The following is a 16,126-nucleotide window of genomic DNA, read 5'->3' as shown; positions in this document are numbered from 1 at the left end:
CTCAGGCCTTCGGTCCGCCGGAGACATAGACGACCTGACCGGAGACGAACCCCGCCTCTTCGGAGCAGAAGAAGGATGCCAGGGCGGCGATGTCCTCCGGCTGCCCGACCCGCCGAACGGGGATCTCCTTCGCGGCACCCTCGAGGAAGGCGTCGAAGGTGACCCCCATGCGCTCGGCGGTCGCGCGCAACATGTCGGTGGCGATGAAGCCCGGTGCGATGGCGTTCGCGGTCACACCGAAAGGTCCGAGTTCGATCGCGAGCGTCTTGGTGAAACCCTGCAGGCCGGCCTTGGCCGCGGAGTAGTTGGCCTGCCCGCGGTTGCCGAGAGCGGAGGTGCTCGAGAGATTGACGATCCGCCCCCACTTCGCCTCCACCTGATGCTTCTGCACCTCGCGGCTCATCAGGAAGGCCCCGCGAAGGTGCACGCCCATCACGGCATCCCAGTCGCCCTCGGACATCTTGAACAGCAGGTTGTCGCGCAGGATGCCGGCGTTGTTGACGAGGATCGTGGGAGCCCCGAGTTCGTCGACAGTTCGCGCGACGGCTGTGGCGACCGCCGGGGCATCCGAGACATCCGCTCCGATGCCGATGGCGCGCCCACCCGCCGCGACGATCGTGTCGACGGTGGGTGTCGTGTCTTCTTCGCGAAGATCGATCACGGCCACGGCATAGCCATCCGAGGCGAGACGTTTCGAGATGGCGGCCCCGATTCCCCGGGCGCCTCCCGTGACGATGGCGGTGCGCTGCTCGGTCATCAGTTCTCCTTCGTGGGTGCTTCTGGCGGGAACACGATCAACTGGCGCAACGCGCGGCCCTCGGCGAGGGCATCCATCGCCTCGTTCAACTGGTCGAGGCGGATGCGGCTGGAGATCAACTTCTCCACGGGCAGCCGACCCTCGCGCCAGAGCTGGGCGAACAGCGGGATGTCGCGGGACGGCACCGCGGAGCCGAGGTAGCTGCCGATGATGGTGCGCGCTTCGGCGGTGAGCAGTAGGGGAGAGATGGATGCCCGCGCCTCCGGTGCGGGCAGCCCGACGGTGACGGTGCGACCACCGGCGGCCGTCGCCGCGAGCGCGGTCTCGAAGGCGCGAGCGTTGCCGGCGGCTTCGATCACCACGGGGGCTCGCACTCCCGCGTCGAGCAACTGCTGCGGAGTGTAGGTCTCGGTCACGCCGAAGTCCCGGGCGGTCGCCAGCTTCTGTTCGACGCCGTCGACCCCGATCACGTGGTGTCCGAGCGAGAGTGCCACGAGCACGGCGGCCATGCCGACACCGCCGAGCCCCACCACCATCACCGTTTCACCCGGCTGCGGCCGGGCGGAGTTGAGCACCGCGCCGCCACCGGTGAGCACGGCGCAACCGAGCAGCGCCGCGACATCCGCCGGGATGTCCGGGTCCACCCGCACAACGGAGGTTCGGTTGACGACGGCGTGGCTCGCGAAGGCGGACACCCCGAGGTGGTGGAACACCGGATGCCCCTGCCGCTGCAGCCGAATCGCTCCGCCGACCAGGGTGCCGGCACTGTTGGCTGCGCTGCCGATTTCGCAGGGAAGGCGCCCGCCGGTGGCGCATCCCGCGCACGCGCCGCAGCGGGGAAGGAAGGTCATCACCACGCGGTCGCCGATGGCCAGGTCGCTGGTCTCGTCTCCCAGTGCTTCGACGATGCCGGCCGCCTCGTGGCCGAGGAGCATGGGGGTGGGGCGCTTTCGATTGCCATCGACGACGGAGAGGTCCGAGTGGCAGACCCCGGCCACTTCGATGCGCACGAGAAGCTCTCCGGGCCTGGGGGCATCCAGTTCGAGCCGGCTGATCGACAGGGGAGCGGATGCCGCGAATGGCGGCTCCGCCCCGCTGCGCTCGAGTACCGCGCCGACGATCTCCATTGATGCCTTCTGTAGTACCGACCCCGATCGCAAAACCGACCGGACGGTATGGAGTCTACCCGGATGCCCGCTGGTCGAGTAGCGGGCACCGACCGGCGAGGGTGCGCGGGCAACCCTCAGGCGGCGACCGTCTCCCGCTCCGCCACGGTATCCACGAGGTAGTGGGTGTAGGCCGGGATGGTGAGGAAGGTCGGGAAGTCGTCCTGCAGGGTGACGAGGCGCACGACCGCTGCGGCATCGTCGAAACGATCATCCGTCGACCGCCGGCTGCCGACGAGCTCGCTCTGCAGCATCCCCTCCACGAGCTCGCGCGTGACCAGGTCACCCTGCTCGGTGACGGTGCGCTGGGCGATCCACTGCCAGAGCTGCGACCGGGAGATCTCCGCCGTCGCGGCGTCCTCCATGAGATTGTCGATGGCGGCCGCGCCGACTCCGCGCAACCAGCTCTCGATGTACCTCAGCGCCACGGACACGTTGCGACGGACCCCCTCGGTGGTGACCGTCTGGTCGAAGGACCCCACGTCGAGGAGGTCGGCTGCGCAGACATCCACCTCCGGACGCAGACGGTCGACCTGGTTGGGGCGCTCACCGAGCACCGCGTCGAACTCCTCACGTGCGCTTGCGACGAGGTCCGGATGCGCCACCCAGGTGCCGTCGAAACCGTCGGTCGCCTCGCGTCGCTTGTCGTCGTGAACCTTGGTGATCGCCTGCGCGGTGATCTCGGGGTCCCGACGATTCGGGATGAACGCGCTCATGCCGCCGATGGCATGAGCTCCCCGACGATGGCAGGTGGCCACCAGCAGTTCGGTGTAGTTGCGCATCATCGGCGAGGTCATCGTGATGCGGTTCCGATCCGGGAGCACGAACTGGCGGCCGCGACCACGGAAGTTCTTGATCAGGCTGAAGATGTAGTCCCAGCGACCGGCGTTGAGGCCGGCGCAGTGCTCCTTCAACTCGAACAGGATCTCGTCCATCTCGAACGCGGCGGTGATCGTCTCGATGAGCACAGTCGCGCGGATCGAGCCGTGCTCGAGGCCGAGGGCGATCTCCGAGAAGGTGAAGATGTCGTCCCACAGGCGCGCTTCCAAGTGGTTCTCGATTTTCGGCAGGTAGAAGTACGCCCCGCGTCCGTCGGCGATGAGGGCTGCCGCATTGTGGAAGAGGTACAGCCCGAAGTCGACCAGCGAGGCGGATGCCGCCTTGCCGAGGCCCGCCCGGTCGGTGTACCTCAGGTGCTTCTCCACCAGGTGCCAGCCGCGGGGACGCATGACGATCGTCGGGGTGACCTCGCCGACCGTGTAGTGCTTGCCTGCCTCACTGGTGAAGTCCGCCTGGTGACGAATGGCGTCGTAGAGCGAAAGCTGCCCGCCGATGATGTTCGACCAAGTGGGGCTCGTCGCATCCTCCAGATCGGCGAGCCACACCTTCGCGCCGGAGTTGAGCGCGTTCACCGTCATCTTGCGGTCGGTGGGGCCGGTGATCTCGACCCGGCGGTCTTCGAGCCCGGGCCCGGCACCGGCCACACGCCATCCGGAGTCCGCCCGGATCGCGGCGGTCTCGGAGAGGAAGCCGAGATTGCGCCCGTTCTCGATGTTCTTGCGCTGCACCATTCGCGCGGTGAGCCGTTCCTGGCGGCGGCCGGTGAACTGGTCGTGCAGGCGGGTGACGAAGGTGAGCGCCTCCGGGGAGAGGATTGTCTCGAAGCCGGGTTCCGGGCTGCCGAGCACGGTCATGCGGTTGTGCGTTGTCATGATGATGGCCTTTCCCTGCTGGTGAGTGACACTTCGGTCTGGTGGAACTGCGGTCTGGTGGAACTGCGGTCTAGTGAAACTGTGCGGATTCGGTCGAGCCGACCAGCGCCAGGGTCGCGCTGTCGGGGTTCAGCACTGTCGAGATCCTGTCGAAGTAGCCGGTACCGACCTCGCGCTGGTGCTTTGTTGCGGTGTACCCGTCGGCCTCGGAGGCGAATTCGGCCTCCTGCAGCTCGACGTAGGCGCTCATGTGCCGCCGGCTGTAGTCGCGGGCGAGCGTGTACATCGAATGGTTGAGGGCGTGGAACCCGGCTAGCGTGATGAACTGGAAGGCATAGCCCATTGCGGCCAGCTCCCGCTGGAAGGTCGCGATCTGGGCATCGTCGAGGTGGCTCTTCCAGTTGAACGACGGCGAGCAGTTGTACGCGAGCTTCTTGCCGGGGAACTCCCGGTGGATGCTCTCGGCGAAAGTGCGGGCGAGGGCCAGGTCCGGCTCAGAGGACTCGACCCAGAGCAGATCGGCGTATGGCGCGTAGGCGTGGCCTCGCGAGAGCACGGTCTCGATGCCGGGCCGGGTGCCGTAGAAGCCCTCCGGAGTGCGCGTGCCATCGAGGAACGGGCGGTCGCGTTCGTCGACATCACTGGTCACGAGGTTCGCGGCGAGCGAGTCGGTGCGCGCGATGACGATCGTGGGCACGCCCGCGACGTCGGCGGCGAGACGGGCCGCATTGAGAGTGCGGATGTGCTGGCCGGTGGGGATCAGCACCTTGCCTCCCATATGCCCGCACTTCTTCTCACTGGCGAGCTGGTCCTCCCAGTGCACGCCAGCGGCTCCGGCCGCGATCATGGAGGTCATCAACTCATAGGCGTTGAGCGGTCCGCCGAAGCCAGCCTCGGCATCCGCGACGATCGGGGCGAGCCAGTCGGTGCCGGTGCGTCCCTCCGAGGTCTCGATCTGGTCCGTACGCAACAGCGCGTTGTTGATGCGCCGCACGACGCTCGGCACCGAGTTCGCGGGGTAGAGGCTCTGGTCGGGGTAGGTCTGGCCGGAGAGGTTCGCGTCGGCCGCGACCTGCCAGCCGCTGAGGTAGATCGCCTTGAGTCCGGCACGCACCTGCTGCACGGCCTGATTGCCGGTGAGGGCTCCGAGGGCCGGAACCCACTCTTCGGAATCGAGCAGACCCCAGAGCCGCTCCGAGCCGCGCCGGGCGAGGGTGTGCTCCTCCTGCACGCTGCCACGCAGGGCGATCACGTCTTCGGCGGTATAGTCCCGCTCGACTCCATTCCAGCGTGCGTCGGTCTTCCACTGTGTCTCGAGCTCGGCGGCGGTCTGATTCTGGTCACCCGGTCGGCTGGTCATCGGTGCTCCTTCGTTGGTTGCGTAAAACCCACGATGCGGTCGTTTTAGCGAACGCGAACCCATCCGAATGCCAGAATTTCTGCGATTCTTCTATTTACCGGAAGAAGCTCGCGTGTCATCCTTGGCCGATGGGACCACGGCCGTTCGACCCGTTCGAGGATGAAGACATGCTCGATTCGCTGACGATCGGCCGCCGCATCCGGCAGCTGCGCACTTCCCGCCACATGACGCTCGACGACATGGGAGTCGCGATCGGGCGCGCGGCGTCCCAGGTCTCGGTGGTGGAGAACGGCAAGCGTGAACTGAAACTCGGCGAGTTGCAACGGTTCGCCCGTGCGCTCGAGGTGCCGATCGACCAGTTGTTGAACTCTGAGCCGCCGAGCGGCCGAGCTGGACTCGAGATCGCACTCGAGCGCGTCCAGCGCGGACCCCTCTATGCCTCCCTCGGGCTGCCTCAGCTCGCCGTGCGAAAGGCCCTGAGCGACGAGGCGATCGAGGCGATCCTCGGCCTGTATCGCGAACTCGAGCGCGTGCACAGCGAGCGCGCGGCGACCCCGGAAGAGGCGCGGCGAGCAAACACGGAATTGCGCAAGGCGATGCGGCGTCGCAACAACTACTTCGCCGAGCTGGAGGATGTGGCGCGCGGCCTGCTCGCGGCGGTGGGCCACACCGGTGGCCCGCTCTCCCAACGGGTGGCCGCCGACCTCGGCACTCACCTCGGCTTCACCCTGCACTATGTGCCCGACCTTCCGGGATCCACCCGGTCGGTCACCGACCTCAACAACGGCCGCATCTACGTGCCGCTCGGGGCGAGTCCGGACTCCGATCCGCGATCGGTGGTGCTTCAGGCGCTCGCGAGCCATGTGCTCGGTCACGAGGAGCCAACCAACTACGCCGATTTTCTCGACCAGCGCGTGCAGACCAATTATTTGGCGGCTGCGTTGCTGGTGCCGGAGCAGAGCGCCGTCGAGTTCCTCAGCCGCGCGAAGGCAGCCCGCGAGCTCTCGGTCGAAGACCTGCGGGACGCCTTCGGGGTGAGTTACGAGACCGCCGCGCACCGCTTCACCAACCTCTCGACACAGCATCTCGGCATCCCCGTGCATTTCCTCAAGGTGCACGAGAGCGGCACGGTGTCGAAGGCCTACGAGAACGACAGCGTCACGTTGCCGACGGATGCTCTCGGCGCGGTGGAGGGACAGGTCGTGTGCCGTTTCTGGAGCGCTCGCCGCGTATTCGATGTCGCGGACCGGTTCAGCCCGTATCACCAGTACACCGACAAACCCGCGGGCACCTACTGGTGCACGTCGCGCATCCAATCCTCCCCTCGCGGGCAGTTCTCGGTGAGTGTGGGTACCCAGTTCGCGCAGGCCAAGTTCTTCCGGGGGAGGGATACCGAGAATCGCTTCACCTCGACCTGTCCAGAGCCTTCGTGCTGCCGCACACCCCCGAGCACCCTCGCGGCCAAGTGGGACAAGCACTCCTGGCCGAGCGCGCGCCTCAACTCGTCACTTCACGCGGCGATGCCGACCGGAGCGTTTCCCGGGGTGGACAGCACAGAGGTGTTCGAGTTTCTGGAGCGTCACGCGCCGGCGTAGTCCGGGCCCGATCGACCCTTCCGAGCCCGCCCAACCGGCGCCTCAACGCGCGGGAAGGACCGGGAATGGAGGACCCTGCAGACGTGGACGGCGTCGAGCGTCGATCTCTTCATTCAGGAAGGTGTGGCACTGGAGGCACCCGTGAGTCCGATGTGACATCGGAGCGTGGCATCCTCCCCGCCAGCGACAGAAGTTCCTGAATGATGAAGGCCAGACGGGGGTGCGCGGGAGCTACCAGGCGGCGGGGGCGTAGTCCTTGAGAAAGACGCCGTAGACATCTTCGCCGGCCTCGCCGCGCACGATCGGGTCGTAGACGCGAGCGGCGCCGTCGACGAGGTCGAGAGGGGCGTGGAAGCCCTCCTCCGCGAGCCGGATCTTGGTGAAGTGCGGGCGCTCGTCGGTGATCCAGCCAGTGTCGACACTGGTCATGAGGATGCCGTCGGTCTCGAGCATCTCCTTCCCGCTGGTGCGGGTGAGCATGTTGAGCGAGGCCTTGGCCATGTTGGTGTGCGGATGCCCCGGACCCTTGTAGCCCCGACCGAACTGCCCCTCCATCGCCGACACGTTGACGACGTACTTTCGGTGGGCTGCCGATGCTGCCATGGCCGGGCGGAGACGCGAGACCAGCAGGAACGGAGCAGTGACATTCGCGAGCTGCACCTCGAGCATCTCGAGAGGGTCCACTTCGTGCACGAATTGCGTCCAGCTGTTCTGGTCGTGCTCGTCGGGCACCAACCCACCCGCGTCGATCGCGGTGCCGGCGGCCAGACGGGCGAGCGATGACGAGCCTGCGGCGAGGGCGAGCTCGGTGAGCTCCGCGGCACTGAGCCCTCCGGCGCTGGCGAGGATGGGGTGCGAACCGACCGAGGCGGCCAGCGCCTGGGGATGGGCATCGTTCGTGTGGCCGAAGGTCAGCAGCTCGGGAAGCGGGCCGTCGGGCAGCGGGGCGCTCTCGGCATCCGCCAGCGGCGCGTAGGAACCGGGGGAACGCCGCACGGTCTGTGCGGCGTTGTTGACGAGGATGTCGAGGGGCCCAGCCTCGATCATCGCGTCCGTGAGTCCGATCACCTGGGCCGGATCGCGAAGGTCGATTCCGACGACCCGCAGGCGATGCAGCCACTCGCTCGCATCCGGGAGCGAGGCGAACCGGCGCAAGGCATCGCGGGGGAAACGGGTCGTGATGGTCGTGTGCGCGCCGTCCCGCAACAGCCGAAGGGCGATGTACATCCCGATCTTCGCGCGGCCCCCGGTGAGCAGTGCCGTCTTGCCGGTGAGGTCGGTGCGGGCATCGCGTTTCGCGTGGTTGAGGGCGGCGCAGTCGGGGCAGAGCTGGTGGTAGAAGGCGTCGACCTGCGTGTAATGCTGCTTGCAGATGTAACACGGCCGCGACTTGAGAAGGGTTCCGGCGGTTGTCGCCGTCGCCGTGATGGAGAGGGGGATACCGCGGGTCTCGTCATCGATGCGGTCGGGCGCTCCCGTGGCGGTGTTGGCCACCACGGCGCGGTCGGCGTCGGCGATGACGGCACGTTTCTCGAGCCGCCGGTTGCGTTTCACGGACTTGAACATGCGGGCCGTGGCCTGGCGCACGGCGATGAAGTCCGGGTGTTCTTCATCGAGGGTGTCCATCGACGCGAGCACCCGGAGGGTGATTTCGAGCTCGGTCGGGTCGAGGGCACTGCTGTCGGCGGGGTCGGAAGGCACACACGATTCTAAGCGAACGGCTTCGGCCGCCGGGCCAGGCCCCGGGTCTGGCCGTCACCGGTGCCGCCGTACTACTGTGTGGTCACCCGTGATCGGCAGAGCGGCGTTCCGGGCACTGCGCAGTCGGCCCGAGGGAGGATCCGAGATGTCCCGCACCCTGGCCGACCCGCCGCCCGAACCGCTCGTCGAGCTGGTGGTCGTACACGGGATCGGGCGCCAGACCGCCGGGCAGACCCTCCTCGAATGGGCCGAACCGATACTGCAGCGGATGGACTGGCTCGCCAAGGGCAGTCCGGCCGAGAACGGCGCGACCCCCTCCGCGCAGGCCGTCGCCGAGGATGCGGCCCGGCAGTCCCCGGGGGAAGGATTGCGGCCGACGGCTCCCGCCGAGATCGGAACGGCGCACCAGGACGACGACGCGGACGGCGAACCGACCGCGCTGGAGTTCGGTGCGGTCGTGCTCGGTACGGCGCACGACGAGGTGACCGCAAGCATCCACTATCTCGATCTCGACGCGGCGCCGCGTTCGGTGGCTTTGCACATCACGGAGGCGCGCTGGTCGGAGGCCTTCCTTCCCCTGTCCCGCACCCAGATCTTCACCTGGGGCCTCGGCTTCGTCTTTCGCGCGGTCGGCCGCCTGCTGGCCTACCTCAGCACCGTGTTCTGGGTGACCTCCCGCGGATTCTGGGGGATCGGTCGGGTCGTCGCCGTGATGGCGATCGCGGTGCTCAGCCTCGCGGTAGGAGTGCTCACGATCGTCGCGGTGGTCTTCCTCGCCCTCTCCGGGCCGCTGTTGATGTTTCCCTTCGTCGGCACGGCACTCAAACCGGTGGTGGACGCCCTCGTCGATTTCGTCGGCGATGTGCCGGCCTGGACCCAGCGCCCGACCCGGGCCGCCGCGATGCGTCAGATCGTGGCCACTGCGGTCGGCGCCGCACGGGCACGGGCTGGCGAGAAAGGCCGGGTCATGGTGGTCGCTCATTCCGAGGGCGCGGCGATCACCGCAAACCTGCTCTTCGGGGATGCGATGCTCACTCCGGCATTGCGGGTGGACACACTCGTCACTGTCGGAAGTGCCCTTTCCCTGCTCGGGCGCCCCAGCTTCACCTCCCATCGGCTGAGTCCCGCCGAACTCGCAGCCCACGGATTCTCCCTCTCCCTCAATCCGGTGCGCGCCTGGGGCGGGATGCCGGCTACCAGCCGCCCGCGCTGGCTTGACTTCTTCGCGACCTGGGACGTGATCCCCTCCGGTCCGACCTCCACCGGAGGAGCAGCCCGTCGCGCGCGCTGGACCGCGAGTTACGCACCGGTGGCGGAGGGGGAGCGGGGGACTCTCGCCGAGTCACCCGAACTCGGTCCGGAGGAGCATCCGGTGCACAACACCGCTTCCGCCCTCACCGATCACCAGTCCTATTCCGCGAACATCGTGCAGGTGATCGATCCGCTCGCCCGAATCGTGCTGGGACTCGAGACCCGTGAACCGGCGCAGGATGGCGGCGAGCGTCCCCTGGCGGCGGCCAGCACGGAGCAGAATCGGCTACACGTGAGGGCGGTGAAGGAACTCGGCCTGAATCGGCTGCTGGTGCTTTTGCTCGCCGCCCTCTGCTTCTTCGTGCCGACTCTCGCCGAACTCTTCAGGCTGACCACGACCGGACCGGTTGCCGTCGTCACGGCGGCACTCAAGTGGTTGCTTCAGGTTAAAGACGGGGAGGGGATCTGGGGTTGGCTGTTCACCCTCACCTGGGTGCCGTTCTTCGCCCTCGTGGCGGGAGCGGCGGCCCTGCTGCTCTGGGCCAATGGCGCGCTCTGGCAGTTGTTCGAGACCCGGCTCGCCAGCAGTCGCTACGACATCCCGGCGGTTCCCCGTCTCCGGGTGTGGGGGCTGATCGTGCGCGTTCCGATCGCACTGGCCCTCGCCGTGGGGATGAGCGTTGCCGCCCGCGTTCATCCGCTCGTTCTCGTCGGGTCGTTGATCGCCGCGGTCGCGGTGATCGCGGCTCCGTGGTTCGGCCGCATTCCGAGAACTCTGGCGGCGCGCACCCAAACACCGGACTGACCGCACCGGCAGCCCGCGTCGCGGCAGGCGGCCCGGGGATGTGGCACGGTTGACCCATGCCCAAGAAGATCTTGCTCGACTGCGACCCGGGCCTCGACGATGCTCGCGCCCTGCTGCTCGCGCACGGGGATCCGAACATCGACCTGGTCGGGGTCACGACCGTCGGCGGCAATGTCGGGTTGTCCCGCACGACCCGCAACGCCCTCGCCCTCCGCGAGTACCTGCGATTCGAGACCGTGCCGGTGGCCGCGGGTGCTGCACGGCCCCTGAGCGGGGAGACCCGCGACGCGAGCCACGTGCACGGAGAGTCGGGGCTCGGCGCCGCCGTGTTGCCCGAGCCCACCCTGGCGGTGGACCCGCGTCCTGCCGTTGACTTTCTCGTCGAAACGATTCGTGCGGCTCCCGGTGCCATCCATCTCGTTGCCACCGGCCCGCTCACCAACATCGCCCTCGCCCTCCAGCAGGAACCGGGGATCGCCCGCTGGGTGGCCTCCTTCACGATCATGGGCGGATCCTTCACCCGCGGCAACGCCACTCCCGCGGCCGAATTCAACATCTATGCCGATCCCGAGGCCGCCCGGATCGTCTTCGACGCGGACTGGCAGGTGGTGATGGTCGGCCTCGACCTCACCCTCCAGGCGCAGGCCAACAGCGCTGTGGTCGAGCGGCTTGGCCGGCTCGGTACTCTCGCGCACGAGCTCATCCTGCCCCTCGCCACGTTCTGGGTTGACGCGAACAACAGCGACTGGGACGGCCAGGCCGTGCACGACGTCTGCGCGGTCGCCCACGTCGTGCGTCCGGACCTCTTCTCCTCGCGACCGGCGCTGGTGACAGTGGAGACCCGTGGCGAGTTCACCAGTGGAATGACGGTCGTCGACTTCGATTCGCCGTTTCCCAATGCGTTGGTGCCGGTCACCCTCGATGTCGCGGGCTTCTGGTCCTACGTCGAGCACGTCTATGCGATCGTCGCGGGGCAGCATGCCTGATCTCCTCCTCGACCGGCTGCAGACGATCCGCGCGACGGGCCCCTACGATCCGGATGCCGTCTACGAACAGTTCGTGGAGTGGGCCGTCGGGCGAGGCCTGAGTCTCTATCCCGCGCAGGACGAAGCCCTCATCGAGATCGTCTCCGGCGCCAACCTCATCCTCAGCACCCCGACCGGCACCGGCAAGTCCCTCGTCGCGATCGGGGCACACTTCGCGGCGCTCGCGCAGGGGCAGCGCACGTTCTACACCGCCCCGATCAAGGCCCTCGTGTCGGAGAAGTTCTTCGCCCTGGTCGACATCTTCGGAGCGGAGAACGTCGGAATGGTCACGGGGGACTCGAGCGTCAACGCCGAGGCTCCGATCATCTGCTGCACCGCCGAGATCCTGGCGAATCTCGCCCTGCGAGAGGGCACGGATGCGCCGGTCGACCAGGTGGTGATGGACGAGTTCCACTTCTACTCCGATCCGGAACGCGGCTGGGCCTGGCAGGTACCGCTCCTCACCCTGCCTGGCGTGCAGTTCATCCTGATGTCGGCGACATTGGGGGATGTCGAGTGGCTGGCGACAGACCTGTCGAAGCGCAACAGCCGCGAGACCGCGGTGGTCGCCGGTGTCGACCGCCCGGTGCCCCTGCACTTCTCCTACGCCACGACGCCAGTGCACGAGACGGTCGAGGACCTGCTCGCCACGGGCCAGGCACCGGTCTACATCGTGCATTTCTCGCAGCTCGCCGCCCTCGAGAGGGCACAGGCGCTCACCAGCGTCAAGATCGCGTCCCGTGAGCAGCGGGACGAGATCGCGGATGCCATCGGCGACTTCCGCTTCACCACCAACTTCGGGCGCACCCTCAGCCGCCTCATCCGCTCGGGGATCGGGGTGCATCACGCCGGGATGCTGCCGAAATACCGACGGCTCGTCGAGCAGCTCGCGCAGCAGAGCCTGCTCAAGGTGATCTGCGGCACGGACACGCTCGGGGTGGGCATCAACGTGCCGATCCGCACCGTTCTGCTCACCGCGCTCACCAAGTTCGATGGCACGAAGATGCGCCAGCTGAGCGCCCGGGAGTTCCACCAGATCGCCGGTCGCGCCGGTCGAGCCGGCTTCGACACCGCCGGCACCGTCATCGTGCAGGCCCCGGACCACGAGACCGAGAACGCCAGGCTCCTCGCGAAGGCGGGAGACGATCCGAAGAAGATCAAGAAGATCGTGCGTAAACGGGCGCCGGATGGGTTCGTCTCCTGGGGGGAGCCCAGTTTCGCCCGGCTCGTCGCCGCCCAGCCGGAGACCCTCACCTCGAGCATGCAGGTGAGTCATTCGATGGTGCTCAATGTGATCGGGCGCGGGGGGAAGCCCTTCGACGAGCTGAGAGAGCTGATCGAGAACAACCACGAGCCGCGGCCCCGGCAGCGAGAGCTGGCGAGACAGGCGCTCGCCATCTACCGCACGCTGCGCACCGCGGAGATCGTGCAGCAGAGCGCCACCGGTTCCATCAGCCTCACCGTGGACCTGCAGCAGAATTTCGCCCTCAACCAGCCGCTGTCGCCCTTCGCCCTTGCGGTGTTCGACCTACTGCAGCCCGCGGAGGGGGCGGTGCAGAGCTCGCCGACGTATGCGCTCGACCTGATCTCCGTGCTCGAGGCGACCCTGGATGATCCGCGCCCGATTCTCTCGGCCCAGCAGTTCATGGCGCGTGGCGAGGCCGTGGCGGCCATGAAGAGCGAGGGCATCGAATACGACCAGCGCATGGAGTTGCTCGAGCAGATCACCTGGCCCAAACCGCTCGAAGAACTTCTGGATGCGGCGTTCCAGACCTACCGCGCCTCGCAGCCCTGGGTCGGCGACTTCGAGCTGAGCCCCAAGTCGGTGGTGCGGGACCTCTACGAACGAGCGATGACATTCAACGACTACATCGGCTTCTACAAGCTCAACCGCTCCGAGGGGCTCGTGTTGCGCTACCTGTCCGATGCGTACAAGGCGGCACGGCAGACCATTCCGGACGATGCGAAGACCGAAGAGCTTCTCGACCTGATCGAGTGGCTCGGCGAACTGGTGCGCCAGGTCGACTCGAGCCTTCTCGATGAGTGGGAGCAGCTCATCAACCCGGCGGCCGCGATCGATGCCTCCGCCCCGGTGCTGCCGCCCGCCCCGAAGGGCGTGACCACGAACATCCGTGCCTTCCGCATCCTGGTGCGCAACGAGCTGTTCCGCCGGGTGCAGCTCGCCGCACTCGAGGATTGCGACCAGCTGGGGGAGCTGGATGCCGCGGCCGGCTTCGATGCCGACGCGTGGGGGGATGCCATGGACGCCTATTTCGACGCCCACGACCACCTCGGCACCGGTGGGGATGCCCGCAGCTCAGCCATGCTCATTGTGGAGGAGGGGTCGACCGCGTGGACCGTGCGCCAGATCTTCGACGATCCGGCCGGAGATCATGACTGGGGCATCTCGGCCACCGTCGACCTCGCGGAGTCGAACGCCGCCGGCGTCGCCGTGGTGCGGGTGACCGCGGTCGGCATGCTCTGAGCTCGATCGAGTAAGCGAGGATCGACACCCATGACCACTCTCCCCACAGCCGGACGCCCGTATTGGCCGGGATCCTTCAACCTCGCGGACGTGGGCGGCCTTCCCCTCCGGAGCGGCGGAGTCACCCGATCCGGGCGGGTATTCCGCTCGGCGCGCCCGGACTATCTCACGCCGGAGGGCTGGCGTGCTGCTCGAGCCGCCGGGGTGACCACCGTGGTCGATCTGCGTAATCCGGGGGAGAGTACGAGCGAGGGGACTGTGCCGGCGACAGGAGCGGCGGCCGGATCTGCGGTGGTGCCGGAGGGGATCAGGTGCGTCTCCTGTCCGACCGAGGATCCGACCGACCCGCAATTCCTGGCGCTCTGCGGTGCGTTGCTCGACCATCCGCTCTCCTACGCCGACAACATCCGGCTGTACCCGCGGAAGTTCGCAGAGGTTTTCCGAGCGATCGCCGCGGCCGAGGGCGCGGTCCTCGTGCACTGTGCCGCTGGTCGCGACCGCACCGGGATGGTGATGGCGATACTTCTGAGCGTGGTGGGGGTCATACCGGAAGCGATCGCGGATGACTATGTCGACGCGGCAGTCCGCTTCAACGCCGGGCTCGGGAGAGAGCCGGGCCTCACCGAGGAGAAGGCCCACTCCGCAGCGGTGATGGAGGAGCGCATCGCAAGCCGCCGATCCGCTCTTCTCGCCTGGCTCGAGTCACTCGACGTCGAGTCGTACCTCCGAGCGAGCGGCCTCAGCTCCGGCGAGATCGACTTGCTTCGACAGCGTCTCCTCTAGTCCAGCGCGTCGACCGCCGCGAGGATCGCCGATACCTCGGTGCGCCGGGTGTAGTCCACCTGCACATCGGCGAAACGCACGATGCGTCCGGCATCGACGACGATGACGGTGGGGAAGGGGATTCCGGCGGTGGCATCCGCATTGCTGTCAGCGACGTCGAATCCGAGTTCGAAGTGGGCTGAACGCACCGGCGCGCTCGGTTCGGTGAGGATGCCCAGGGCCGTCGCGAGGTAGTTCGAGGGGTCCGAGAGCACGGTGAAATCGAGGGCGCCTTTCGCGATCGAAAGCTGCGAGGAGCTCGCCTTCTGCGGGCTGATGGCGACAAGACCGATGCCACGCTCGAGCAGTGGGGGCAACAACTCCCGCTGATAGTGGGCAAGGGCGAGCGTGCAGTACGGGCACCAGGCACCCCGATAGAACACGATGACCGCGGAATCCGATCCGAGGGCGTCATAGAGCGAGGCCGGCAATCCGTCCCGGTCGAGCAGCGGCGCATTGGGGAGGTTCGCGCCGAGAGTCACCGAGACTGCCGGCACTCCTTCGGACCGCGAACGGGCGCGGTCGGTCGCGAAGACGGTAGCCAGGCGATCGCCGATCCGCCGGTCGAAGCCGACAGTGAATTCATCCGCTTCCTGACTGATGGTCGCCGGAGACATGGTTCCTGCTTTCACTGATCGGGATGCCCCCGAGCTTACGTTCTCGCGGGGGAGCAAACCCTTTGGGGCGGCACACCGAACCAGATGCAACCAGTTGTTCTCCCAGTCCACCGTCAGAAAAGGTTAAGATCATGCGCAGTTTCACCAAGGCCGCCATCGGAATCGCTACCGCGGGCCTCCTCGTCGCCGGCGTCGCCGGCGTCAGCTCCACCGCCAACGCCGCTCCCGAGATCAAGGCGAAGTCCTCCTCCGCCATCCCGGCCCCGGCCGCCGCCGTTCCGGCACTCAAGGGCGGCGACACCGCCGTGCTGCTCGACGCCGGCTTCGCCTCGGCTCTCACCTCGCTCGGCCTCACGCCCGGCGTCACCGGCACGGGAACCCTCACCGACGGCTCGGTGCACTTCCCGATCACGGGCGGAAGCGTCGTCTACTGGTCGCCGAAGAGCAACTACCGTCCCTACGTGCAGGGCATCATCGAGCACGACGGATCCGGCCTCTCGCTCACCGCGGGATCCACCGTCGTCGGCCTCTCCAACTTCACGATCAACCCGGGCAACTCGCAGCTCTACGGCGACGTCGACGTCAACGGAACCGTTGCCGCCGTCCAGGCCCCGCTGTTCGACCTGCACGGTGGAACCCTGAAGCCGCTCCAGCTCGAGGGTGACAACGCCATCCTCACCGGCACGACAGTGCACATCTCGGACACCGCCGCCGGCCTGCTCGACAAGGTCTTCTCGACCGACGCCGTCAAGGGCGGCCTCCTCGTGGGCATCGCCACCATCACGGCGCAGATCAAGTAACGGCTCAGCACCTCACGCGAAGGGCTCACC

At 67.5% G+C, this 16,126-nt stretch carries 12 protein-coding genes; 6 read left to right on the top strand and 6 right to left on the bottom strand.

From position 1 onward, the window contains the following. Position 1: 1 nt before the first annotated feature. The 4 genes from fabG to aceA all read right to left on the bottom strand — a co-directional run bounded on the left by fabG (position 2) and on the right by aceA (position 4,995). Positions 2-757, bottom strand: a complete 756-nt coding sequence (gene fabG / locus F1C58_RS09470; protein ID WP_185200882.1) for a 3-oxoacyl-ACP reductase FabG — start codon at positions 755-757, stop codon at positions 2-4. Further along, positions 757-1,884, bottom strand: coding sequence for an alcohol dehydrogenase catalytic domain-containing protein (locus tag F1C58_RS09465; protein ID WP_185200881.1), 1,128 nt, complete (start codon positions 1,882-1,884; stop codon positions 757-759). The genes fabG and F1C58_RS09465 overlap by 1 nt, the downstream gene beginning before the upstream one ends. A 116-nt stretch (positions 1,885-2,000) precedes the next feature. Next, the gene (gene aceB / locus F1C58_RS09460; RefSeq protein WP_185200880.1) at positions 2,001-3,635 is read right to left on the bottom strand and encodes a malate synthase A; all 1,635 of its coding nucleotides are present in this window, start codon (positions 3,633-3,635) and stop codon (positions 2,001-2,003) included. 70 nt (positions 3,636-3,705) lie between these two features. Beyond that, positions 3,706-4,995: an isocitrate lyase gene (gene aceA / locus F1C58_RS09455; protein ID WP_185200879.1), complete on the bottom strand. Its 1,290-nt coding sequence runs from the start codon at positions 4,993-4,995 to the stop codon at positions 3,706-3,708. Positions 4,996-5,162: 167 nt separating this feature from the next. Here aceA and F1C58_RS09450 point away from each other — a divergent pair, with 167 nt between their 5' ends. Beyond that, the gene (locus F1C58_RS09450; protein WP_370543642.1) at positions 5,163-6,590 is read left to right on the top strand and encodes a helix-turn-helix domain-containing protein; all 1,428 of its coding nucleotides are present in this window, start codon (positions 5,163-5,165) and stop codon (positions 6,588-6,590) included. A gap of 231 nt (positions 6,591-6,821) precedes the next feature. Here F1C58_RS09450 and F1C58_RS09445 read toward each other — a convergent pair whose 3' ends face one another. Beyond that, on the bottom strand, positions 6,822-8,291 hold the full coding sequence (locus F1C58_RS09445) for an SDR family NAD(P)-dependent oxidoreductase (RefSeq protein ID WP_255461052.1): 1,470 nt from the start codon (positions 8,289-8,291) through the stop codon (positions 6,822-6,824). Positions 8,292-8,436: 145 nt separating this feature from the next. Between F1C58_RS09445 and F1C58_RS09440 the strand changes: the two genes are divergently transcribed. From F1C58_RS09440 to F1C58_RS09425, 4 genes are read left to right on the top strand one after another with little or no spacing between them, the layout of a single operon-like run. Next, positions 8,437-10,347 (top strand): hypothetical protein, encoded by a 1,911-nt coding sequence (locus F1C58_RS09440; RefSeq protein ID WP_185200877.1) that lies wholly within the window; start codon positions 8,437-8,439, stop codon positions 10,345-10,347. A gap of 56 nt (positions 10,348-10,403) precedes the next feature. Then, positions 10,404-11,333 (top strand): nucleoside hydrolase, encoded by a 930-nt coding sequence (locus F1C58_RS09435; protein ID WP_185200876.1) that lies wholly within the window; start codon positions 10,404-10,406, stop codon positions 11,331-11,333. Continuing rightward, positions 11,326-13,857, top strand: coding sequence for an RNA helicase (locus tag F1C58_RS09430; protein WP_185200875.1), 2,532 nt, complete (start codon positions 11,326-11,328; stop codon positions 13,855-13,857). Before F1C58_RS09435 ends, F1C58_RS09430 begins: the two co-directional genes overlap by 8 nt. A gap of 30 nt (positions 13,858-13,887) precedes the next feature. Next, positions 13,888-14,640 (top strand): tyrosine-protein phosphatase, encoded by a 753-nt coding sequence (locus tag F1C58_RS09425; protein WP_185200874.1) that lies wholly within the window; start codon positions 13,888-13,890, stop codon positions 14,638-14,640. Here the strand turns inward: F1C58_RS09425 and F1C58_RS09420 are convergent. Next, complete coding sequence (locus F1C58_RS09420) at positions 14,637-15,296, bottom strand: peroxiredoxin-like family protein (protein WP_185200873.1); 660 nt, start codon at positions 15,294-15,296, stop codon at positions 14,637-14,639. The two genes, F1C58_RS09425 and F1C58_RS09420, sit on opposite strands and share 4 nt — an antisense overlap. A 131-nt stretch (positions 15,297-15,427) precedes the next feature. Here F1C58_RS09420 and F1C58_RS09415 point away from each other — a divergent pair, with 131 nt between their 5' ends. After that, a complete protein-coding gene (locus F1C58_RS09415; protein WP_185200872.1) occupies positions 15,428-16,096 on the top strand; it encodes a hypothetical protein in 669 nt (222 codons plus the stop codon). Positions 16,097-16,126 lie beyond the last annotated feature (30 nt).

This window comes from Glaciihabitans sp. INWT7 (assembly GCF_014217685.1).
Lineage (GTDB): Bacteria > Actinomycetota > Actinomycetes > Actinomycetales > Microbacteriaceae > Lacisediminihabitans.
Note: the sequence above shows the minus strand (reverse complement) of the source record. Positions and strands in the feature narration are given on the sequence as shown.